The sequence below is a fragment of the Proteus sp. G2673 genome (assembly GCF_009915125.1).
Taxonomy (GTDB): domain Bacteria; phylum Pseudomonadota; class Gammaproteobacteria; order Enterobacterales; family Enterobacteriaceae; genus Proteus; species Proteus penneri.
In genome coordinates this window covers 164,609-188,049 of the sequence record NZ_JAABLT010000018.1, presented here as the reverse complement: position 1 = coordinate 188,049, position 23,441 = coordinate 164,609, and the positions used below count along the sequence as shown (strand labels likewise).

16 protein-coding genes, 1 tRNA gene and 1 pseudogene are annotated in these 23,441 nt (G+C 39.6%); 8 read left to right on the top strand and 10 right to left on the bottom strand.

From position 1 onward, the window contains the following. The 4 genes and pseudogenes from GWI59_RS09450 to GWI59_RS09435 form a co-directional block, all read right to left on the bottom strand. On the bottom strand, window positions 1-1,215 hold the full coding sequence (locus GWI59_RS09450) for a hypothetical protein (RefSeq protein WP_237612104.1): 1,215 nt from the start codon (window positions 1,213-1,215) through the stop codon (window positions 1-3). Window positions 1,216-1,218: 3 nt separating this feature from the next. Beyond that, window positions 1,219-1,737 carry a PAAR domain-containing protein gene (locus GWI59_RS17545; RefSeq protein WP_006535618.1) on the bottom strand — a complete coding sequence of 173 codons (519 nt, stop codon included), beginning with the start codon at window positions 1,735-1,737 and terminating at the stop codon, window positions 1,219-1,221. 90 nt (window positions 1,738-1,827) lie between these two features. Next, window positions 1,828-2,440 (bottom strand): annotated as a pseudogene (locus tag GWI59_RS09440) (DUF932 domain-containing protein). Between the two features lie 177 nt (window positions 2,441-2,617). Further along, window positions 2,618-4,225, bottom strand: coding sequence for a DNA cytosine methyltransferase (locus GWI59_RS09435; protein ID WP_161724535.1), 1,608 nt, complete (start codon window positions 4,223-4,225; stop codon window positions 2,618-2,620). Window positions 4,226-4,500: 275 nt separating this feature from the next. Between GWI59_RS09435 and GWI59_RS09430 the strand changes: the two genes are divergently transcribed. Further along, window positions 4,501-5,973: an MvaI/BcnI family restriction endonuclease gene (locus GWI59_RS09430; protein ID WP_161724532.1), complete on the top strand. Its 1,473-nt coding sequence runs from the start codon at window positions 4,501-4,503 to the stop codon at window positions 5,971-5,973. Between the two features lie 312 nt (window positions 5,974-6,285). Here the strand turns inward: GWI59_RS09430 and GWI59_RS09425 are convergent, their stop codons facing one another. The 4 genes from GWI59_RS09425 to GWI59_RS09410 all read right to left on the bottom strand — a co-directional run bounded on the left by GWI59_RS09425 (window position 6,286) and on the right by GWI59_RS09410 (window position 10,590). Continuing rightward, window positions 6,286-7,032, bottom strand: a complete 747-nt coding sequence (locus GWI59_RS09425; protein WP_161724529.1) for a hypothetical protein — start codon at window positions 7,030-7,032, stop codon at window positions 6,286-6,288. Window positions 7,033-7,371: 339 nt separating this feature from the next. Further along, on the bottom strand, window positions 7,372-8,505 hold the full coding sequence (locus tag GWI59_RS09420; protein WP_237612103.1) for a hypothetical protein: 1,134 nt from the start codon (window positions 8,503-8,505) through the stop codon (window positions 7,372-7,374). A gap of 564 nt (window positions 8,506-9,069) precedes the next feature. Then, window positions 9,070-10,317 (bottom strand): tyrosine-type recombinase/integrase, encoded by a 1,248-nt coding sequence (locus GWI59_RS09415; RefSeq protein ID WP_161724527.1) that lies wholly within the window; start codon window positions 10,315-10,317, stop codon window positions 9,070-9,072. Window positions 10,318-10,505: 188 nt separating this feature from the next. Next, window positions 10,506-10,590: transfer RNA gene (locus tag GWI59_RS09410), tRNA-Leu, on the bottom strand. A gap of 1,328 nt (window positions 10,591-11,918) precedes the next feature. On the opposite strand from GWI59_RS09410, the gene ampH reads away from it, so the two are divergent. Beyond that, the gene (gene ampH / locus GWI59_RS09405; RefSeq protein WP_161724524.1) at window positions 11,919-13,148 is read left to right on the top strand and encodes a D-alanyl-D-alanine-carboxypeptidase/endopeptidase AmpH; all 1,230 of its coding nucleotides are present in this window, start codon (window positions 11,919-11,921) and stop codon (window positions 13,146-13,148) included. A 75-nt stretch (window positions 13,149-13,223) separates the two neighbouring features. Here ampH and lptG read toward each other — a convergent pair whose 3' ends face one another. Then, window positions 13,224-14,303, bottom strand: coding sequence for an LPS export ABC transporter permease LptG (gene lptG, locus GWI59_RS09400; protein WP_072064532.1), 1,080 nt, complete (start codon window positions 14,301-14,303; stop codon window positions 13,224-13,226). Continuing rightward, the gene (gene lptF / locus GWI59_RS09395; RefSeq protein WP_072064533.1) at window positions 14,303-15,400 is read right to left on the bottom strand and encodes an LPS export ABC transporter permease LptF; all 1,098 of its coding nucleotides are present in this window, start codon (window positions 15,398-15,400) and stop codon (window positions 14,303-14,305) included. Before lptF ends, lptG begins: the two co-directional genes overlap by 1 nt. Before the next feature lie 286 nt (window positions 15,401-15,686). On the opposite strand from lptF, the gene pepA reads away from it, so the two are divergent. The 6 genes from pepA (at window position 15,687) to GWI59_RS09365 (ending at window position 23,347) form a co-directional block, all read left to right on the top strand. Then, the gene (gene pepA, locus GWI59_RS09390; RefSeq protein ID WP_006535637.1) at window positions 15,687-17,195 is read left to right on the top strand and encodes a leucyl aminopeptidase; all 1,509 of its coding nucleotides are present in this window, start codon (window positions 15,687-15,689) and stop codon (window positions 17,193-17,195) included. A gap of 105 nt (window positions 17,196-17,300) precedes the next feature. Further along, entirely contained in the window at window positions 17,301-17,750 is a 450-nt protein-coding gene (locus tag GWI59_RS09385; protein ID WP_006535638.1) for a DNA polymerase III subunit chi, read from the top strand. A 13-nt stretch (window positions 17,751-17,763) separates the two neighbouring features. Then, window positions 17,764-20,652, top strand: a complete 2,889-nt coding sequence (locus GWI59_RS09380) for a valine--tRNA ligase (RefSeq protein ID WP_161724522.1) — start codon at window positions 17,764-17,766, stop codon at window positions 20,650-20,652. Between the two features lie 374 nt (window positions 20,653-21,026). Then, a complete protein-coding gene (locus GWI59_RS09375; protein WP_161671012.1) occupies window positions 21,027-21,536 on the top strand; it encodes a GNAT family N-acetyltransferase in 510 nt (169 codons plus the stop codon). A 420-nt stretch (window positions 21,537-21,956) separates the two neighbouring features. Beyond that, the gene (locus GWI59_RS09370) at window positions 21,957-22,124 is read left to right on the top strand and encodes a YhfL family protein (protein WP_006535641.1); all 168 of its coding nucleotides are present in this window, start codon (window positions 21,957-21,959) and stop codon (window positions 22,122-22,124) included. Window positions 22,125-22,477: 353 nt separating this feature from the next. Then, window positions 22,478-23,347, top strand: a complete 870-nt coding sequence (locus GWI59_RS09365) for a pirin family protein (protein WP_161670993.1) — start codon at window positions 22,478-22,480, stop codon at window positions 23,345-23,347. The last annotated feature ends 94 nt before the right edge of the window (window positions 23,348-23,441 follow it).

The following is a 23,441-nucleotide window of genomic DNA, read 5'->3' as shown; positions in this document are numbered from 1 at the left end:
TTACAATATTCGCTTGAAAACAAGTGCACCAAATATATGGTTTAATACATAATTCAGTGATTTTTCTTTCTTAACCCAAGCCTTAACTTCACCCCAAGAAAAACAATTTAAATTCACTACGGTATCTAAATTAGTTTCATTAGTAAGAACCGAATCATCTGCTCCAGCAAGAGTTCCGTTCCAGACGACCCAATGATTTTTACTTGACGTGTCTTGGTTTGGTAAACCAGTTAGCATACCAGCAGATATTAACGAAACGACCAGATATCCTTTTCTCTGATATTCATTTAAATCAAGAATATCTTTAAAATTAGAGGAGGATAAACTTATGTTATCAAAAACTTTTTGGTAACCGACCTTTTCAAACCACTCAGATAACATCCCCCACATTGTGACCCCAGCAGCTTCATCTTCAGCTGAGCTATAACTAAATATGGCATTTTCAGAGTCTCGCAAACTCGCCAAAGTGATCCAATCTAATCCGCTAACTTTTACACTCCCATTGTCATAATAAAATGAGCCAGATGGCCTTTTGCAACTATTACCTGGTGTTATTCTTAGTTTTCCTATTTTTGTTGTTCCGTACTGCCATAATTCTCTAGCTGCCTGTTTGTATATATCAGGCCTATCAATAAGCAAACTATAAAATAATGCTGCTGGCCCACAGAGACTAGTTGAACCTTGGTATGGATAATCAAAATGATCTAATCGTTGTACTAATTCAAACTCAAATAAATCCTTTTTGAAAAGGTCTCTAGGGCTTCCTACAGGATATTCTTTGGCAATAAATTGTCTTTCCGGTACGGAGATACGAAGCTCTATCGTATTATCCCCTTTGCTTTCTAGCTCAGCTTGTCCTGTAGATTCAAAGTAACATGCATTTTCTCTTTTTTTCTCGGAACAAGCTTTTCCTGCGATCAAGTCATCTAAGGTATACATTCTGATGAAAGGTTCTTTTAACGCAGGAGACACATTACCTAAGTGCTTGCGATACAGCATAATCTCAACCATATAAATGGTTGTTGTTAAGTCAGTAGTCTCAGAAGTTTGATGCTTTAATGTTTCATAGTTTGACTGCACTGGTTGCTTAGAAATACCCGACAATATGTAATGTTTTTTCTTACTAGAATCCATCCTATAAATGGTTAAGTCATATAACAAGTTATCGGCAGGAATGTTAGATTCTATTTTTGTAGAAACAGTATATATAGACATGATTTAATCCATTAACAAGTGAATAGTAACTTCATCTTTTCCTTTAGTATCATGCCATTGAGTATAGCCATCACTATCTGTTTTACCCTGAAATATCTGTCCATCAGGTAGATATATTTGATATTCACGTTGTGCAAATGGCTTACCATTGTCATTAAGGCATCGGTAACGAATATGATGCTTTTGAATTGATACGGGTACTTTTTGAATCTCAGTGGATTGAGTATCTTGATAAGAGCGATTACTCTCATTACTATAACAATCTTGAATGGAATTAATGAATCGGGAATGGCAAGGGCATGAACTCAAACTTTCAAGTGTCCCTGCCAATTTTCGCCCTTCATCCCAAACACTATCACAGCCACCTATGATATAAAAGCGACCTGAATGCTTGCCACAACTGACTATATCGCCTTCACGAGCGCCAGCAACACCATACCATTGCATGGTATTGTCTCCCGTTAATATTTGTCCTCCACAAGTGGTTCTATCACCGACCCGCAAAAAATATCCTATTGCCATAATCTACCCTCATCCTTAACTGAGGATAGATTATTTTACACTTAAGCCAAACTTACAATACTAAAATAAAACTCACCCTTATTTATGCGACTAAGTGCACTCTCTTCCAGAAAAATGCTCATACATCTTTTCCGTCATCACCCACAGCGCCTTATTCAATTTAATATCCCCATCGATACCATTGACAGAGCAAGTACGAGCGCGCTTACCTTTCGCATTCCTACCCGATAATCCACCCTTGATTAAATTCTCCTGCAACCGTTGATATACTGTCCAAAGATCATCTTTTTTATCCTCCCAGCGACGCGGTTGTAATACTTGTTCCTCGGTAATCGGTTGATGTTCCTCACCAAAACGATAAGTTCAAGCTGCTTGTGCCATCATGACTATTTAACAAAATAATTTCAGGAACTTGTACGCCTGTAATTTGGTCATGACGTCTAAGACGTAACATATGTTTCGTGTGCATCTTTCGACTACTGTCTCTCACTCTTGTTTGACAAGCAAAGAACGGATACAACCCTTCATTTTGTAAACTATCCAGTAAGGTAATGGTGGGAATATAGGTATAACGGTCACTTCTCGACTCATGTTTTTCTTCAGAGAAAACACTGGGTAATATACAAAATAATTCTTCAATCGTTAATGGGGGGTCACTACGAATACTATTGGCACACCTAAAGCCGGGGGCTAAACAAGCCATAGTTAATTTCCTTTAAAATAAATAAAATGCCTGATAAAAAAGAAACTGAATACAGAAGAATATTATGTGCTTATGACTATAAAAAACCAATAGCCACTAAATAACCGCCAAATGATGGCGGTTATTTAAAAACATTTAATTGGTGGGTTTAGTAAATAATTGATTAAAGTATATGTATTAAGTTTTAGTTAGTTGAATAAGCAACTCAGTCACCACCTTACCAATTGCCACCCCTAGTAATGGTGGTACTGCATTTCCCACCTGAGTATATTGAGGTACTTCAAATTTACGCATTTGCCCACCAGTAGTCACTTTTGAACGAAATACAAAATTGTCAGGAAATGACTGAATTCTTGCCATTTCTCTAACCGTGAGAACCCTCAATTCATTTTTATCATAATGACATGCATCATCAGGTATCGATAATGCAGCAGGAGCAGGTTGATTAGGATCTAACGCTTTTTGTGAATGCTTCTTAGTTGGGTGATTTCGTAAATATTCAATAAAACTGTCTTTTGAATCGAAACGTTCAATTTTGTTGTTATCTTTTAAAAACTCATAGTCTTTTACTTGTTTCCAGACAGCATCTGATAGCGAGCAAGAATCTCCTTTTAATATATCGAATATTTCTTTCCTTACCATTGTACTTTGGCTCTCTTGTACAACTTGGTATAACCGAAATCTACGCTGAACATGATAGCCATTACATCTATAATCATGATTACTTAACTTCTCATGCCTTAACAATACAGTTGAGAATGTTTCATTCAAGCTTTCAACAAATTTCGATGGTTTTGTAGGAGATATTTGCTTTAAATCATCTAAAGCTTCTTTAACTGATACAAGGTCATGACCAACAAGATGGTGTAAAAATGAATCTTCAAACAACGAAATATCCTTCACTGGATCATAACATTTAAGTGTTCCCATGGTCGCTTTATCTGGACTATTTTGAACAAGTTTGTAGAATTTCTCTGATGACGAAAGTAATTGATAATCAACACTCTCACTATCAAATGAGCTTTTGATATCTTCAAATATATCAGAGCGTATTGCTATCATAATAAAACGAGGCCTGTTCTGTGGGATGCCTGCAAATCTAGCGTTCACATGTAAACATAGTGGAATATATTTTTTTTCAGCGAACGCTTTTGCAACCTCAAACCAAGCATAGAAAGGCTTTCCATCGCTATCTTTGAATGCCCTTAAGATCCCTGTTACATTTTCTAAAACAGCAATTTTAGGCTGCACATACTCAACAAACTTAGCAAACTCCCAAGGAAGCATATTTTTGTCGCTATCTTTTTCCCGTAATCCAGCCATACTAAAACCTTGGCATGGAGGACCACCAGAAACAAGATCAACACCACCACCTGAAAAACCTGATATTAACGCTTGGCGTAGTTCTTCCTTGCTTTCTATAAGCTTGTTTAGCTCAATAATATTTCCTATTAATAAATTACCTTTCAGGCTTTTAATATTTTTAGGAATATCAGTAACACTGCTTTTATCTGTACATTCAGGGTATTCAAAAGGATTTTCTCTCAGTCGAGGTAATAACATCTCATGCTTGCTACTGATCCAAAATGAATGTTTAGGCTTTTTATCTTTTTTAGCAAGATCTTGGTAATCTTCATTAAAAAAGTTATATGAAAATGTTTCTGCCGCCATAGGCGATAGCTCATTAGCCATTAATAATTCAAATCCTGCTTTTTCAAGACCTAGAGAAAGCCCCCCACACCCAGAAAAAAGCTCTATATGATTGAATTTATTTTCTTTTTTCATAGCCTATATAAATATACAGTATTGATAATAATTGACAGATTCTAAAGGAATTATTTAGAAATGTCCAGGCCTAAATTTCAATTTCATTGACATAGTTTCTCTGAAATTATAGAGTCCATTTACGGCTTAGAGAGAAGCCTTCAGCCCAAGCAAGCAAAGACTTTCGAGTCCTCTCTGTAATTTTTAAGTTTCAATATCTATGCATCACTTATTTATGGGCAGTAAGAAATGGTGCATGTATTTTTTTCTGAAACTAAATTACAGAGAGGCTATACATGTCACAACCCCCACGTATTACTGCGTCACAATTCGAAAAGCTTAAAAAACAAGCAAAAGAAATCAAAAAAGAAAAAAATATATCCCATGCTAAAGCGCTTGAGATTGTTGCTAAAAGTAATTACTTTGGTAATTGGAAAGCTGTAGTTAAAGCCCGTGATAATGATGCTAGCATCAAAACACCTACACCTAATGTATCTCAAACTTTTGTTGATGACTCCGATGTCGTTTTAGATGATAGTGACCAACAATTACTTCTGCAGGAACGAACTGAAGATATTGACGAAGCAACAAAATTGCGAGTCAACAATAATAAAAAAATTCTTGCACAATTAGCTATCGAGTTCTCTATTTTTGAACCAACTAAAACAGGGTTAAAAAAAGGGATATTAGATGCAACCCAAGTCGTAAGAACTCACTTTGAAATAACAAATTTTCATCACTATGAGCAACAAAGCCAAGGGGCGAAAGAATATGGTATAAATAAAACAGCCTTTTTACTCACATCTGAAAATCAGATACCAACCACTGTTAGTTTATATCGCCCTAAAACGAAAAAAGGTGATCCAAGGATGTGGTTCCCCGGCCTCCAACATTTCACATTCGCCGGAGCACAAATTGCTATTGTTATTCATAATGACGGTGCCTATCTAATAGATCTAAGTTCAGTAAATCTGACCTTAGAACTGGAATCTACAGCAAGTCAGCTAAGAAAGTTCGTTGATAATTACTTAAACGAAAATAATGCTATTGCTAATGAATTACTCAACAAGCTAAAAGAATTAGCAAAAACGCCAATAAAAGCGACACATGTTGGTGATACCGCAGTAGGTATGTCTATTGAAGATGCATTAGGTATTCAAGCAAACTCAAGTAAGTTACCAGATTATAAAGGCATTGAACTAAAGTCTGGACGTAATGCAGAAAAAAATAGAACAACAATTTTCGCTCAAGTTGCTGAATGGGAAATAAGCCCCTATAAGAAAAGTGCTGAGATTTTGGATAGATTTGGTTACTTCAGAGAGGATGATTTTAAGCTCTATTGTACTATTAGTACGCGAAAACCTAACAGCCAAGGATTAATATTTAAGGTTGAAGAGGATGTTTTACAGGAGTGGTGTGCTGAACATGAAGATGATAGGAATATATTTAAAGAGCACGTAGCAAGTTGGAGTGGGAAACTTCTTCGCAAGAGATTGAAAGAAAAGCATTCTGAAACATTTTGGATTGAAGCTAAAAGTCAATTTATTGATGGTATTGAATACTTTCAGCTAATATCTGTTACTCATACAAAAGCTCCTCTCTTGAATCAATTAATGCCTTTGCTTGAAAATGGAACCATAACGATGGATCATTTAATTAAACGATCAGCAAAAAATGGTAGAGTATCAGAAAAAGGGCCATTGTTTAAAATCAACTCAAGAGATCTGGGCTTGATATTTCCTGAGCCAGTTAAATATAGTTTGCTATAAATATATAATAAATAAAAATATTGTGTCATGTGTTCAACATGTAGATCACCATGTTTAGCTGTATTAGCTCAGGTTTGATCTGACAGGCGGCTCTATGCCAGAAGCGGAAGTATCTAACAACAGTCTGTGTGGATCAACGAGGATCAAATCAAGGTCTGTATCGTCAAGTAAGGGCGAAAGCATTAAAAAAGCCCCATCAGAGAATTGATGAGGCTGACTATTGTCGTCTACCCACCTGATCGTTCAACCGGTCATTTTGCTTAACCGATCAGTGTTACTTGAGTAGGGGCACTTTTCTTTAACGAAAGCTCGTTAGGGTCTATTCAAATTTTCTAACATGCCAGCGTAGGCATTACGCATCATCACAAAGGCATTTTGTAAGCAGATAGTTGACCAGCCCAATGCCCATAGAGTCTTGTCTGTAATTTCTGTATTGTACGTTCTTTCGGTTAAACGAGACATCAGTCGTCTTTCAGAACCATCAGGATATTTTTGCTGAACATGTGACCAAAATGTCGTATTGCCAATGAAGCTTGGATGAACGATGTCACACAGGAATTCATAATTAGGTAGGACTTCTTCCGCTCCAGCATTTTTAGCTATCTTTTGAATAGATGTCATGATATTAGTCTGCTTCAATAAGTCACTTTCTGGCTGGTATCTTGTACCCCAGATCATTTTAGCCACTAAATTATCTAATTCTTCAGAAGTAATAACCGTGTTAGGTGGGAAAGTTAATTTTTTGAAAACTTGATCTAAAGAATTTGCGTTCAATAAGAACACTGATGACAGCTCAAGTAGTGAACGTGCAGCTATAGCAGGTACAATCACTTCTCGCGCATTCAGGCTGTTTAGACAAGACCTTACTAACTCATTGCCTCGCCACCATGTCATCACAGCATAGGCTTCAATATTGCGTGCCAGATCTGTCCAGTAAACCTTATTTAATTCTTGGACTGTTTTGGCTACCAAAGCTTGTTTAGACAGTGACTCAACATCAGAGAACCGCCAACCATATTCACTCGGTAGTAGCTCATCAGATTCGAGGAATTGCTTCACTATTTCTTCGGAATCTCTTGCGAACACGTTGGTACATTTGCTGCAGTATTCTTTCAACCATTCATTGTAACTAAACTCAGTCATAAAAATCCTTGTCGATTACTTTTGCTATGTGAAATGACCAAAATAGTCAGATCACTAAACTGATGGGGTCTCAAAAAGTATGCCATATTAAGTGTAAGTATCCCTAAAATCTGCACTATTTTCTTTTTAGAAATCCTCTGACATGTGAATTAGATTACCCTAAAGTGAACTTCCGCTCCTTGCTCAGAGCAGACCTGTCAGGTTTGGTTGTGTGCTGTCAGTGAAAACTGTCAGCTCAAGTCTGTGCTAATACATTTATTTTAGATTGAGAAGAATTCCGTACATTTGCTTCTCCAGCGTTCGATCTGTCTCCTCGGGCCACCTTACTGGGTCAGTCTGTAACTGTCCGAGTATCTTCATGCCTCTGTGCTGACGTGACTTCCGTTCGATGTAGTCCTCGTCTTGATAGCCCATTGTTTCAATCACAAACGTCTTTTTTTCACCAGTAGCCATCATGGCGTCGACCAGAAAATCAGGCAGCACCCAGCCCTCTTCGCCGTCCACGGTGACGTCATAATCAAACAGCGGTTTTTTTAGGGACAGGCAGCGAACCGGCACATCCTCCTTCTTCGACAGCCAAGCCGCGCATGTGGCCAGCGACTCCAGTGTCTGCCGTTCCAGCCCGCTGTCGACCGGTACCGGGCAGCTCCGGGTGTGAAGCGCATGGGCATAGCCATCGCAGCAGACGACATTGCCGTCTGCTGACCGTCTGAATTCCAGTATTACCCAGTATGGCGGCCGCAGTCCGTCCTGACCCTCCCCATTGATCCGCAGTCCCTTCTCCGGTGTGAAAATAGCTTCTTCACTTAGGAACCTGAATATGGCCCGTTCCCGGGATACATCATCAGACATGAAAATCTGGTAAAAATGACGGGCACGACCGGCTGGCCAAGGTAAAGCAGGGTTTTCCAGCTGCCCCATTAGTCTCTGCTGTTTATCCTGTGTTATCAGCGGCCAGAAACGAACGATGTCTGAGAGCGGGCGGCCCCGTATGAATTCATTGTTCCGGGTGACGTCGGCAAGCCTGCCGATAGCTTCCCGCGCAGGAGCAGAGGGAAAGGGAGCCAGAGTATCAATGATGTTGAGTCCTGCATCTTCGATAAGAGTTAGCAGTAACCGAGAGAGGCGTGGGCGGCGTTTTCTTCGCAGGCGGTCATCACAGTTATCTGGGTGGCCGAGTCCAGCCTGCAGGCGTGCACCTTGCTCTTCACTGGGCAGAAAATTCTGGTAATTGACAGGCTGACTGCCTGCCGTTTTACGGGTTCCTGAACGCGTGGTATCGTCATCCTCCTCCTGCTCTCTGAACATCGGACAGGTCACGTCGTGAGGGGTGCTGAACGTCCGCAGATAAATCGAGCCGGTATCCTTTCGAAGGTTCGCGCTGTTCATCGGGGGCATATCCCCCGCCACACAGCTGCAGGCCAGCCATGTGTCCGTCTGGCGCATCTCCGTCAGCACGTGAAGTACCAGAGCTTCTTCTGCCTAACTCCCGATTTCTCTGCGACCGTAAATTTTTTGTACCGCTGATTCTTCCGCCTCACTCAGTTGTCGGCTGAGGCGCCCCCGGGGTGCTCGTTTCTTTACCAGTCGCATGGCCATGCTTTATCTCCTTCCATATTCTAAGGCATCTTCAATCTGACCAGAGTCTGAACTACCCTGAATTATAACGGATGCCGATTGCTGAGGACTACCATTCACTTACAGAGTCTTAGCTCTCGCAGCAGGCGAGCTACTGTTCTGACATAAAATGCATGTTCACTTAACTATAATCGACTCAGTATTATCAAAAAATTAGTTATAAAATAAGTACACCATGTAAAAATACAAGTAAAAATTTTAAATATGACTTAATGCGATTAAACTGTTCACAATTAACATACAAACAGTTTAATTCCTATTAATTCAATGTATTAAAGCTTAAATTACCTACTGATTAAGTGGATATTACATTCCTTACTTCCCAAACCCAAACGCCCTCACATGCCCTTCCCTATTCGCCTCCAGATAATCAGCCCACCATTGCACCATTAATCGCCGTTCCTCAATATGCTCCGCCTTATGGATATAAGCCGCACGCACTGAGTTACGTTCTTGATGACTCATTTGCCTTTCTACTGCATCCTTCGACCATAGCCCTGACTCAATCAACGAACTACATGCCATCGTTCTAAACCCATGACCACAGACTTCCGTCTTTGTATCATAACCCATCACTCGTAATGCGTTGTTAACCGTGTTCTCACTCATTGGTTTTCTAGGATTATGATCGCCGATAAAGATCAGCTCGTGGTTACCGCTGAATTGATAAATCTGTTTTAAGATCTCAATCGCTTGTCGGCTTAAAGGCACTAAGTGAGTAGTACGCATTTTTGATCCGCGATGAGAGTGCTTAACCCCTTCTATCGCTTCGCGTTCAGCAGGGATCGTCCACATGGCATTTTCAAAATCAATTTCATCCCAACGGGCGAAGCGTAGTTCACTGGAACGAATGAAGACTAACAAGGTGAGTTTGACTGCAAGTTTAGTTAAAGGCCTTCCCTTATAATCACCGATGCGTTGTAAGAACTCAGGTAGACGTTTAAGCTCTAAGGCTGCTCTATGGACTCGTTTACCAGTAGCAACTGCGCCAGCCATATCTTGGGCTGGGTTATAGTCGATTAAACCACTTTGTACTGCATAGCGCATGATGGCTGTTACACGCTGTTGTAAACGTGCTGCCACCTCAAGACGTCCAGACATCTCTACCGCTTTAATAGGTTCGAGTAGATCACGAGTTTTTAGTTCGGTAATATTGCGTTTACCAATAGCCGCAAAGATATTGTCCTCAAGGCTTTTGAGGACTCTATGGCTATGCCCTTCCGACCATTTCTTATTGGTTGCATGCCAATCACGTGCAACCTTCTCGAATGTATTAAATTCTTTTTGCTGCTCTTCTTTCACTTCTTTGCGTTTTTCACTTGGATCAAAACCATTAGCAATTAACTTTCTGGCGGCATCTCTTTTCTCTCTGGCTTCTGCGAGTGAAATATCAGGGTAAACACCCAGAGCTAACATTTTTTGCTTACCGCCAAAACGATACTGTAAACGCCAATATTTTGAGCCGTTGGTATGTACCATCAAGTGCATACCATCACCATCGGTCAATTTATACGATTTATCCAAAGGTTTAGCAGCCCTGACTTTAGCATCAGTAAGAGCCATAATTTATCTCCTTGCGTTGGTACAAACTATTATCGAATCGAGAGATACCAACACATATACCAACAGCAGGTACTTGATGTGGGTTGACCTTAGTATACTTGGGAAGACTGAAAAGTGGGAAAAAGCCTTGTAAAACTGGGAGTTCAGATACAAAAAAAGACGTCTGTTGACGTCCATTGATGTTCTTATGGTGCCGAAGGCCGGACTCGAACCGGCACACCCGAAGGCGGTTGATTTTGAATCAACTGCGTCTACCAATTTCGCCACTCCGGCACTGAAGTGTGTCTGGAAAACCCGCCCATTATACTTGCGTGAAGAACACTCGCAACAATTATTGTTTGTTTTCAGTTTGATTGGCGAAAAAAAGTGCATTTAAGGTTTGTTGCTATCATAAAACACAACTTATAGTTTACATCAGAGTATCTATCGTTAATGCTTTAATCATATTGTATTGATAGATCACTTGTTTTGTGTCTGAATTTATTCGTTATCTTATTTTTACTTTTTTCTTATCTTTTTTTCTTATCTTTTTTCTTTTAAAGATTACATCATCATAATATAAATTTATTAAAACTAACTTACCTCAATCTATATATTTTAAAATATATAGCGATAAATAAAAAAAGGATCAAAACTTGGGTTAGTGTTTTGATCCGACAGTACTGCTAATAGAGGGCTTAGTTTTATTTTAATGACTATAAGTTATTTTTATAGCGTCACTGCCCTTTTCTTCCCTGGTGTGAGGAAGAAAGTAGTTATGTTTTATTAATATAATGCACTTATTTACTGCTATAACGAAGGTACTATTCTTTAATATAATGGTGTTGAAAGATTACTATTAATATATAACTTACTTATTATTGAAGAGGCTCATTTTATATATGCCTTCTTATTGCTTCACTCTATTATCGCTGTGTTATCTTTGCTCTGTAACGCTTATATTCTCAGTCTCTCAACTTGATGAAGCTATAATAAGTTTAATTGTACAATCCCACAATCAGTAAATTATTACAAAATATGACACACTCTTATATTACTTTTATAAACACCCAAAAAACAAATCAAACCAAGATATAATAAAGAATAATAAACTATAAAATATCGACAACTAAGATTATAATACCATTCATTAACATTTTCTTGATATACACTTCCTAACTTAATAATAAAGGAAAGCTAATGAGATGATTAAAAACAAGGGTAAATTGAGGAAAAATGTAACTTAACGGTAATACTTACCTCATTTTTAGAGGATAAATATAAGGAAAATGTCTTTTTATGATGCAATTTTTCTTCACTATCTTTTTCTTAGAGACAATTTGACACATTTAATGCCAACTTTTTGATAACTGGCTCTTGCACTGATAGACATTCTTATTTCTGATAATATAATCAAAATTTGGTTTAAATCTGATTAGAAGGCGGTGTTATGGGCATTGTTGGCTGGATTATTACAGGCATATTTGTTGGTATTATCTTAGGTGCCGTATTAAAAATGATAAAGAAAAAATAGCGCGATAAGAAAGGCACCAATTTAAAACATAAATCATTTTATGTTTATCGCATTCCTTTCACTTCACTGACTTCTGTTGAAAGTAAAAATGAAAAAACATTTTCTAAAATATCTTATGATCCCCGTCGCTTTACTGACATTGAATGCGTGTAGCCAACGTTCGTCATTACCACCAGCGACACAACCTTCTATGTTAAATCAACAGAACAGTGTGCCTGAATTAACACAATGGCCTACGGCATTAAGCCCTAATGTAAGCAATACAAGAACACTGTTTGATAAATATGCCTCACAAATTTATCAAAAAAGTCATCCTCAAGGCATGGTTATTGTCATGATCAATAACTCTCAAACCTTGAATCGTTCTTTTGGGACAACAACACCTGAAAGCCGTAATGCGCCATCCATGAACTCACTGATCCGCATCGCGTCTATCACAAAACTGATGACGAGTGAAGTGATGTTAAAGTTACAAGATGATGGAAAATTATTAGTCACCGATCCACTGCAAAAATATAGCTACTATGGTGTAGACATCCCATTAGTTAGCGCTCAATCCCCTATCCGTCTTTATCATTTAGCAAGCCATACCAGTGGTTTTCCACGAGAACAACCTGGCGGAAAATGGGGAAGACCTGTTTTTATTTGGCCAACTCATGGCGACCGTTGGAACTGGTTAAAAAAAGCAACATTAACATCGCCTGCGGGTAATCAAGCTGCATATTCAAATTTAGCGTATGACTTATTAGCAGATGCCTTAGTGAAAGCATCAGGTAAAAGTTATCCTCAACTTTTACAACAATATGTCACTCAGCCTGCCGGTATGACTAACACAACATTGACGCCAACCCCTGCACAGTGCCAAAGATTATTAATAGGATATAAACCAAGTCCATGTTCTGACACTATTGCTGCAGCCGGAAGTGGTGGTGTGTACTCGACGCCTGCCGACATGCAACGTTGGATGCAAGGCTTTTTGACTTCTCATAATGCCATGCGAAAAGCAACGGCAAGCAAAGAGCAATCTGTCTATTTCCCTCGTAATCGACTCTCTTCAATAGAAGGAATGGATGTTGCGGGTCGTGCTGATGGTGTAGGTTTAGGTTGGGTTTATATGGCTCCCGCCAATGGAATTCCGGCGATTTACCAAAAAACCGGCGGCGGTGGCGGGTTTAATACTTATATGGCAACCATTCCTGAATTAAATATCGGTGTATTTGTGGTGATCACCCGTAAACCTAATGGCACTAAATTTAGTGAAGTGACTCAGGGGACTAATGCGCTTGTTCGAGCACTAGCAAAAGATTTTTATCAGTGATCGCAAACACGATAGCGATAAAAAAAGCGCCTTACCTAAGGCGCTTTTTGTTTTTCTGGCTGAAGTGGATATTACCTAGCGATTACGCCTCATCAATAACCATAGACTCAATGTTAGGAATAATATTGCTGGTACTAATGCTGCAATCACGGCAGGTATACCATAAACCAAACTTAATCGTCCTGAAACTTCATTGACGATATAAAACAAGAAGCCAAAAGAGATACCCGTTAGAACTCTTAATCCCATTGGTACAGTGCGTAATGGGCCAAAGATAAATGACAATGCCATCAGCATCATTACCGCAACAGAAACTGGCGCAAAGATTTTTTTCCAGAAATTCAGCTCATAGTTTGCTGATTCTTGCCCACTCTGTTTTAGATATTTAACATATTGATAGAGTCCACTAATCGATAATGCATCTGGATCTAAGGCCACAACGCTCAGTTTTTCTGGCGTTAATCGGGTTGGCCATTCAAGTGATACCTGTTTTTTACCGGTGATTTTTTGTGGATTGGTTAAGTCTGATTGTTCGACTTGTTTTAGCATCCACGTTTTTTTATCGACATCATAGGTTGCACTTGATGCATAACGCACCGTTTCTAGTTTTCTATCATTATTAAAATCATAGAGCGTGATGCCTTGCATCTCATTTTGGCTCTTTATTCGGTTGATATGAATAAATTGGTTGCCATCTTTAGCCCACATACCACGGTTAGTAGAAACTAAAGAGTTACCCATGATTTTTTCAGCACGATAGTTACGTGCATATTGTTCACCTTGTGGTGCTCCCCATTCGCCAATCAGGACTGTCAACAGTACTAATGGAATAGCGGTTTTCATCACAGAACCTGCGATTTGCAAACGTGTAAAACCAGATGCCTGCATCACCACCAGCTCACTACGTGTTGCCAATGCGCCTAACCCTAATAATGCACCGAGTAACGCAGCCATGGGGAAGAAGATTTGCACATCTTTAAGGATATTTAAGATCGCATAAATACCCGCATCAAGTGTGGTGAAATCCCCTTGCCCTACTTTACGGAGTTGATCGACAAATTTGATAATGCCAGATAGAGAAACCAGCAAAAATAGTGTCATCAAAATCGACTGTAAAATAGTACGCCCGATATATCTATCTAATACACCAAACATCAGGCAACTCCTTTCTTAAAGCGAGCTCGGAATTTACGCATAGGCAAGGTATCCCAAACATTCAATAAGATTGCCAAGGCAAGATAAACGCCATTAACACTCCACATCGCAATGAGAGGGTCAACTTTTCCTTTTTCGCCATTAGAATGTAGCGAACTTTGTAATAAGAAAAAGACCAGATAAAGCAACATTGCGGGTAACATACTTAATACGCGACCTTGGCGTGGGTTAACTTCACTTAAAGGCACGACCATCACCGCCATAATGACAACAGAGAAAATCAAAGTTAAGCGCCAATGGAATTCAGCAATAGATTCTGTTTCATTAGAATGCCAAAGCTCAGACATTGTCTTTTGTTCTACGCGATTGCGATTAATCGTAGATTCTCGATGGCCAATTACCGCTTGGTAGTCATTAAAATCGGTAATACGAAAATCACGTAGTACTGCCGTACCTTCATAGCGAGTCCCCTCACTCAATACGACTATCTGATTCCCGTTAGGTAATTCTTTGGTATAGCCTTTATCTGCCACTACAACAGAAGGACGCTGATCTTGCGTTGGACGCAATTGTGCAAGGAACACATCTTGGAATTGGTTTCCTTTTACACTACCAAGATAGAGTACCATATTGCGGTCACTGGACATTTTAAATTGCCCTTCCATCAACGCGGCTAAACTTGGGTTTGCTTTAGCATCCTCAAGGACTTGCTCTTGATGCACCGAAGACCAAGGAATAAGCCAAATGACATTTCCTGCAGCTAATGCGCTGGTCAGTAATGAGAGCAACAGTGCCGCTTGCACTAATGCTTTCTTACCTATTCCGCACGCATTCATGACGGTTATCTCACTTTCAACATAAAGTTTGCTGTAAGTCATCAGAAGCCCAAGAAAAAGGCTTAATGGAAGAATAAGCTGTGCCATCTCAGGAATTCCCAGCCACAGCAGAGAAACCACGAGGTTTGTAGGAATGTTACCTTCAACAGCAGCCCCTAAAATTTCAACCAGTTTCTGGCTAAAAAAGATAAGCATCAAAATAAATAAGATGGCTATCTGGCTTTTAAGGGTTTCCCGAGCTAAATATCGAATTATAATCACGCTAGTTATGCCTGTGAAAACTTGTCTTTTTGCAGGAAAATCGCTAACTTCGTTGTATATCTATCATTTGTGCATCTCAGTTAGACATTCTTGCAGCCCAAATGATATCAAAACATGCTATAAACAGGTTCCCAATAAGAACAAGCTTATAAGTTAGCTAAATTAGTTGTGTTCAATTAATGCATTTAGCTTAACATAAAAAGTAAACTTTCTATGGGGTAGATTAATGCGGATCACTATTCTAAACGATACTTTCCGTTTTTGTCTTTAATATTCAGGAGAACGCATGGAGTTTAATGTAAAAAGCGGCAGCCCAGAGAAACAACGCAGCGCTTGTATTATCGTGGGGGTGTTTGAGCCTCGTCGTTTATCTCCGATCGCGGAGCAACTTGATAAAATCAGTGATGGCTATATCAGTGCCTTATTACGCCGAGGTGAGCTGGAAGGCAAAGTTGGACAATCACTGCTGTTACATCATGTACCTAATGTTCTCTCTGAGCGCGTTTTACTGATTGGTTGTGGTAAAGAGCGTGAATTGGATGAACGTCAGTATAAACAGATCATTCAAAAAACCATTAACACGCTCAATGAGACTGGCTCCATGGAAGCCGTATGCTTTCTGACTGAGTTACATGTTAAAGGTCGTAATAATTACTGGAAAGTACGTCAAGCGGTTGAGACTGCAAAAGACTGCCTCTATACCTTTGATCAACTAAAGAGCAATAAGACAGAATTACGTCGCCCATTACGTAAGATGGTCTTTAATGTTCCTACTCGCCGTGAACTACCTAGTGGTGAGCGAGCCATTGCTCATGGCTTAGCTATCGCATCAGGCATTAAAGCATGTAAAGATTTAGCAAACATGCCACCAAATATCTGTAATGCTGCTTATTTAGCTTCTCAAGCGCGTCAATTAGCAGACTCCTCTTCAAATGTTTCTACGCGTGTTATTGGCGAAGAGCAAATGAAAGAGCTCAATATGAATGCTTACCTTGCGGTAGGACAAGGCTCTCAAAATGAATCTTTAATGTCGATTATCGAATATAAAGGCAATAAAGATCCTGAAGCTCGCCCAATTGTGTTAGTCGGTAAAGGGCTGACATTTGACTCGGGTGGTATTTCTATCAAACCTGCTGATGGCATGGATGAGATGAAATATGACATGTGTGGTGCTGCAACGGTTTATGGTGTGATGCGTGTTGTTGCTGAACTCCAGTTACCGATTAACGTCATTGGTGTACTTGCGGGCTGTGAAAATATGCCGGGTGGAAAAGCCTATCGTCCTGGTGATATCTTAACAACAATGTCCGGCCAAACCGTTGAAGTATTAAACACCGATGCTGAAGGTCGCTTAGTATTATGTGATACGTTAACTTATGTTGAGCGCTTTGAGCCTGAGTTAGTTGTTGATATCGCAACATTAACAGGTGCATGTATGGTGGCTTTAGGGCATCACTATAGCGGATTAATGTCTAACCATAATCCATTAGCACATGAGTTAATGAATGCATCAGAGCAAGCGGGTGACCGAGCTTGGCGTCTACCATTAGGCGATGAGTTCTATGAACAAATCGAATCTAATTTTGCTGACTTAGCAAATACAGGTGGCCGTTTAGGTGGCGCAATTACTGCCGGTTGTTTCTTAGCGCGTTTTGCGACGAAATATAACTGGGCTCACTTGGATATTGCGGGTACAGCATGGCGTTCTGGTAAAGCCAAAGGCGCAACAGGTCGTCCTGTTTCTTTACTGTCTCAGTTCTTACTTAATCGCGCGGGTTTGAATAGCGACGAGTAATACCGCATAATTATCAGGGTTAAGGTATTACCCTATTATTAGGGTAAATAGAGCAGACTCCAAGAAGGGTATTGCAACGCAATACCCTTCTGTTATCGGGATATCATGAAAAACGCCACGTTTTATTTAATGGAACACCCATCAATACACGATGATTTACAGGCTCATGAGTGGCTTGCCTGTCAACTTACCGCTGAACATTGGCGATTAGGCAAACGTATTTTGTTGGTTTGTGAGTCTCAGGCTCAAGCTGAATTGCTTGATGAGGCATTATGGGCAAGAGAACCTCATCAGTTTGTTCCTCATAATCTTGCAGGTGAAGGGCCTCGTTATGGCGCTCCTGTTGAATTATGTTGGCCTGGAAAACGTGGTAATGCACCTCGTGATCTCTTGATTAATTTGCAATCTCAATTCGTAGACTTTGCCACAGCTTTCCATGAAGTGATAGACTTTGTACCTATCGATGAACAATTAAAACAGTTGGCGCGTGAACGATATAAAATTTATCGTAGCGTCGGCTTTACTTTGACAATGGCTACGCCGCCAACCTATTGAATACGTAAAGAATATGGAAAATAAATCCGCACCGAAAGAGCCATCGCTCGACACAACTTATAACCCCGCAGAGATTGAACAACCTCTGTATCAGCATTGGGAAAAAAACGGCTATTTCAAAGCCAATGGCGATACAACAAAAGAAAGCTTCTGTATCGTGATCCCACCGCCAAACGTCACAGGTAGCCTACATATGGGTCATGCTTTCCAGCAGACCATTATGGATACCATGATCCGTTATCAGCGCATGCAAGGTAAAAACACCTTATGGCAGTCAGGGACTGACCATGCGGGTATCGCGACTCAAATGGTCGTTGAGCGTAAAATTGCCGCTGAAGAAGGTAAAACTCGTCATGACTATGGTCGTGATGCGTTTATCGACAAAATTTGGGAATGGAAAGCCGAATCAGGCGGTAACATCTCTAACCAAATGCGTCGTTTAGGTAACTCGGTTGATTGGGAACGTGAACGTTTCACCATGGACGAGGGTTTATCTAAAGCGGTTAAAGAAGCTTTTGTGCGTTTACACAAAGAAGATCTTATCTACCGTGGTAAACGCCTTGTTAACTGGGACCCTAAATTACACACTGCGATTTCTGATCTTGAAGTCGAAAACCGTGAAGTTAAAGGATCTATGTGGCATCTGCGTTATCCTTTAGCGGATGGGGCAAAAACAGCAGAAGGTAAAGATTACCTGATTGTTGCAACAACACGTCCTGAAACCATGTTAGGTGATACTGGTGTTGCGGTTAACCCAGAAGATCCTCGCTATAAAGATTTAATTGGTAAAGAAATTATTCTACCAATCGTTAACCGTCGTATTCCTATTTTAGCGGACGAACACGCGGATATGGAAAAAGGTACCGGTTGCGTAAAAATCACCCCTGCTCACGACTTTAATGACTATGAAGTTGGACGTCGTCATCAATTACCAATGATTAATATCATGGATTTTGACGGCAATATCCGTGTGAGTGCAGAAGTATTAGATACTAATGGTGTTGAGTCTGATATTTACAGCACTGAAATTCCAGCAGCCTACCAAGGTATGGAACGCTTTGCTGCCCGCAAAGCAATTGTCGCTGAATTTGAACGTCTAGGTTTACTAGAAGAGATCAAGCCTCACGATTTAACCGTACCTTACGGCGACCGTGGTGGCGTGGTTATCGAGCCTTTATTAACAGACCAATGGTATGTTCGCACAGCACCTTTAGCGAAACCCGCAGTTGAAGCCGTTAAAAATGGCGATATCCAATTTGTACCAAAACAGTACGAAAATATGTACTTCTCATGGATGAATGATATCCAAGATTGGTGTATTTCTCGTCAACTGTGGTGGGGTCACCGTATCCCTGCTTGGTACGACAATGAAGGTAATGTCTATGTCGGTCGTGACGAAGAAGAAGTTCGTCGTGAAAACAATATCGCCGCTAATGTGGCATTACGCCAAGATGATGACGTATTGGATACATGGTTCTCATCTGCACTATGGACATTCTCAACATTAGGCTGGCCTGAAAATACTGAAGCACTGAAAACATTCCATCCAACGAATGTCTTAGTCAGTGGATTCGATATTATATTCTTCTGGATCGCTCGCATGATCATGATGACCATGCACTTTATCAAAGACGAAGACGGTAAACCGCAAGTTCCATTTAATACGGTTTATATGACAGGTCTTATTCGTGATGAAGAAGGCCAGAAGATGTCAAAATCCAAAGGTAACGTACTAGATCCTCTGGATATGATCGACGGTATTTCATTAGAGAACCTGTTAGAAAAACGTACTGGTAATATGATGCAGCCACAAATGGCTGAAAAAATTGCTAAACGTACTCGCAAAGAGTTCCCAGAAGGGATTGAAGCACACGGTACAGATGCGCTGCGCTTTACCTTAGCCGCATTAGCGTCAACAGGTCGCGATATTAACTGGGATATGAAACGTCTATCTGGTTACCGTAACTTCTGTAACAAGCTGTGGAACGCAAGCCGCTTTGTTCTGATGAATACTGAAGAGCAAGATTGTGGTTACCAAGGTGGCGAAATGACATTCTCACTCGCTGACCGTTGGATCTTAGCTGAATTTAACAATACCGTTAAAGCCTATCGTGAAGCATTAGACAACTATCGTTTCGATATCGCTGCCGGTATTTTATATGAGTTCACTTGGAACCAATTCTGTGACTGGTATCTGGAGCTATCAAAACCTGCAGTACACAAAGGTAATGATGCACAAAAACGCGCAGCTCGTCATACTCTGATTGAAGTGTTAGAAGGCTTACTGCGTCTTGCTCATCCAATCATTCCATTTATCACAGAAACCATCTGGCAACGAGTGAAGGAAGTGAAAGGCATTGAAGGTGAAACCATCATGCTACAAGCTTTCCCTGAGTTTGATGCTTCGCTGGTGGATGAACAAGCACTTAACGATCTTGAGTGGATCAAAGAAGTGATTGTTGCCGTTCGTAATATCCGTGCTGAAATGAATATTGCACCAGGTAAACCACTTGACGTTATCTTACGTGGCGCTGATGACAATGCTAAACGCCGTGTTAGTGACAATATTGGTTTCTTAAAAGCTATGGGTCGTTTAGCTGATATTCGTCCATTAGCAGAAGGTGAAGAAGCACCATTATCAGTGACTAAACTGGTTAGCGGTGCAGAATTGCTGATCCCAATGGCTGGCTTTATCGATAAAGATGCAGAGCTTGCACGTTTAGATAAAGAGATTGAAAAAGTAGAGAAAGATATCACAACTTTAGACAGCAAATTATCTAACGATGGCTTTGTTAGCCGTGCGCCAGAAGCAGTTGTTGCTAAAGAGCGTGAACGCTTAGCGACATGTCTAAGCGCAAAAGAAAAGCTCATTGCACAGAAAGTCTCTATCGCCTCTTTATAAGCACTATCGCTTTAAAGTCACAGAGATTGATAATGAAAACCCGCGTTTATCGCGGGTTTTTACTTAGTTTCTTTCAGTCAAAAAATAAAACCATTTTTCACTTTATTTCTTATTATTCTCGGTTCTATTCTCGTTAATATGTCTTTCTATTACTTATTTTCTCTTAAATTTAATCACCCACTAAAATATAACGCTAGCAATAAAGAGGGTAAGTAAGCAAAGAAAAAAGGTTTACGGTTTACAAACACGCTTAATCAATTAAGATAGTTTTTGTAGCCATCCGCGCTACTTTCAATGAAGAAGTTCCTTTCCGGTGCTCTCTCAATAAATAATCAAAAAATATTCTACTAATAAGTGAAACGATGAGTGCAACTATGACTGCAATCCAAACTATAACCCCAAATATTGTTATCCGAGCTATTGAAGAAAAAGACAACGCAGGTATTGCACGCGTTATTCGTGAAGTCTCTGCGGAGCATGGTTTAACTGCTGATAAAGGCTTTGCGGTTGCCGATCCGATTTTAGATACTCTCTATGAAGTTTATCATCAACCGCGCAGTGCTTACTGGGTGGTAGAAATGGATGGAGAAATTGTTGGCGGTGGCGGTGTCGCACCACTTGCTGGTGGTGATGGCAATACTTGTGAATTACAAAAAATGTATCTTTCATCCAAGCTGCGCGGCAAAGGTATTGCGAAAAAAATCGTTCTGCAATCTCTTGAATTTGGTAAAGAGCAAGGCTTTAGCCGCTGCTATTTAGAAACCACAGATATCTTAAAAGCGGCTGTCGGTTTATACGAAAAACTAGGATTCGAATTTATTGATGAAGCATTAGGTAACACTGGACATAGTGATTGTGAGATCCGTATGGTGAAGCCACTTTAAGCGTTCTTGCTGTTCCCTACGCCATACCATAAATAAAATAAGCTCTACTTTACCCGTATTTCTTATGCGGGTTTTTATTAGCCCCAATAGCATCTATTAGCACAAATTCTATTCATCAAAATGGTATAAACACAGTATATTTCTATGTTTGTTTTCATAATTAGTTTCTTAATTAAATATCATTAAAAAATTATTAATGAATTTTTTATCTTAAATATTATTAAAACTCACAAGTTTAAATTATTTTCCATTTTACTCTAGATAATTAGATCCCCCCTCTTAAATAAAATATTATTTATCTTGTTTTATATTTTAAAAAAAAGATTTTTTTATATTGCTATTTATAGCTAATTTAATATCTTTATACAGATAAAGTCATGTGTTGGCTTTTATAACTCTAAAATTTAAAAGGAATTTTTGATGAAAAACTTTGTTAAAATTGCACTTATTGCTTCTGTCATTACTGTAATGACTGGTTGTACTGGTAGCGTATACAATAAAGAAAAAGACTGTAACTATGACTACTTACTGCACCCAGCCGTTTCTGTTTCTAAAATTATTGGTGGTTGTGGCGACACAAATAAATAAAGTTTAAGAAACAATCGTATTAATAAACTACATTCTGGCTTATTGTTGCTAAGAAAGAATGTAGTTTTTTCTATTTAATAGAAAAAACAATAATTAAATTTATTCAATTAAAATATCCTTACTCAATTATTCAAATATAACCTATTTATTGTTTCTATTTTCTTTATTACAGATCTTTTATTTTTATCCACTCAAGTTATTCATTTTTTTTGAACACCATCAACAAAATCCCCCTATTTTGTTCATATCGCGAACACTTTATGATCAGCTTCATTAAGAAATCGCAATAATCTGTATTACCTCCTTCTGTGTCTTGGTTATTGCGGTTTCTTTCCTAAACTTGGAGAACAATCATGACTATCAGACAGATTAATCATATTTATTCGGCGCCAAATTCACACTGGGTAGGCAATGGCTTTCCAGTCAGCACCTTATTTTCCTATCAGGAGAATGGTGAGAAACATAGCCCGTTTCTGCTGATGGATTATGCTGAACCGACACTGTTTAAACCTGTTACCAATGCCCGTGGTGTAGGCGCGCATCCTCATCGTGGGTTTGAAACTGTGACAATCGCTTATCAAGGTGAGGTTTCTCATCATGACTCTAAAGGCCATGCAGGAACTATTACCGCAGGTGATGTGCAATGGATGACCGCTGCTTCTGGTATTTTGCATAAAGAATATCACTCTGAAAAAATGACCAAAGAGGGTGGCGTATTAGAAATGGTGCAACTTTGGGTAAACCTGCCGACCGCATACAAAATGACAGAGCCTCGTTATCAGGCGCTGAAAGCAGAGGATATCCCTCATGTTGAATTACCTAATAGCCAAGGCTATGTCAGAGTGATTGCGGGTGATTATGCCAATACACAAGGTGTGGCAATGACCTACTCACCGCTAAATGTGTGGGATCTGCGTTTAAATCGCGCGGGTGTTTCACATCACAGTATTCCTGAAGGCCATAATGCAATGCTGTTTGTGGTGAAAGGTGCTGTACATATCAATGACAGTGAAATTGCACGTCAACACGATATGGTGATGTTAGATAATCATGGCGATACACTGACATTAGAATCAATGGGTGACACCATTGTTTTAATTCTAACTGGTGAGCCCATTAATGAGCCTATTGCAGGACAAGGGCCTTTTGTAATGAACACGCCAGAAGAGTTACAACAGGCTTTTGATGATTATGACAATGGCAAATTTGGTGTGATGGATTAATAGCTCTCCCCTTAAAACCAATAGTACCAGTCACAAAGTAACGATTTTGTGGCTGGTACTATTATTTTGCACTGATAAATCAGGTACAAAGGGA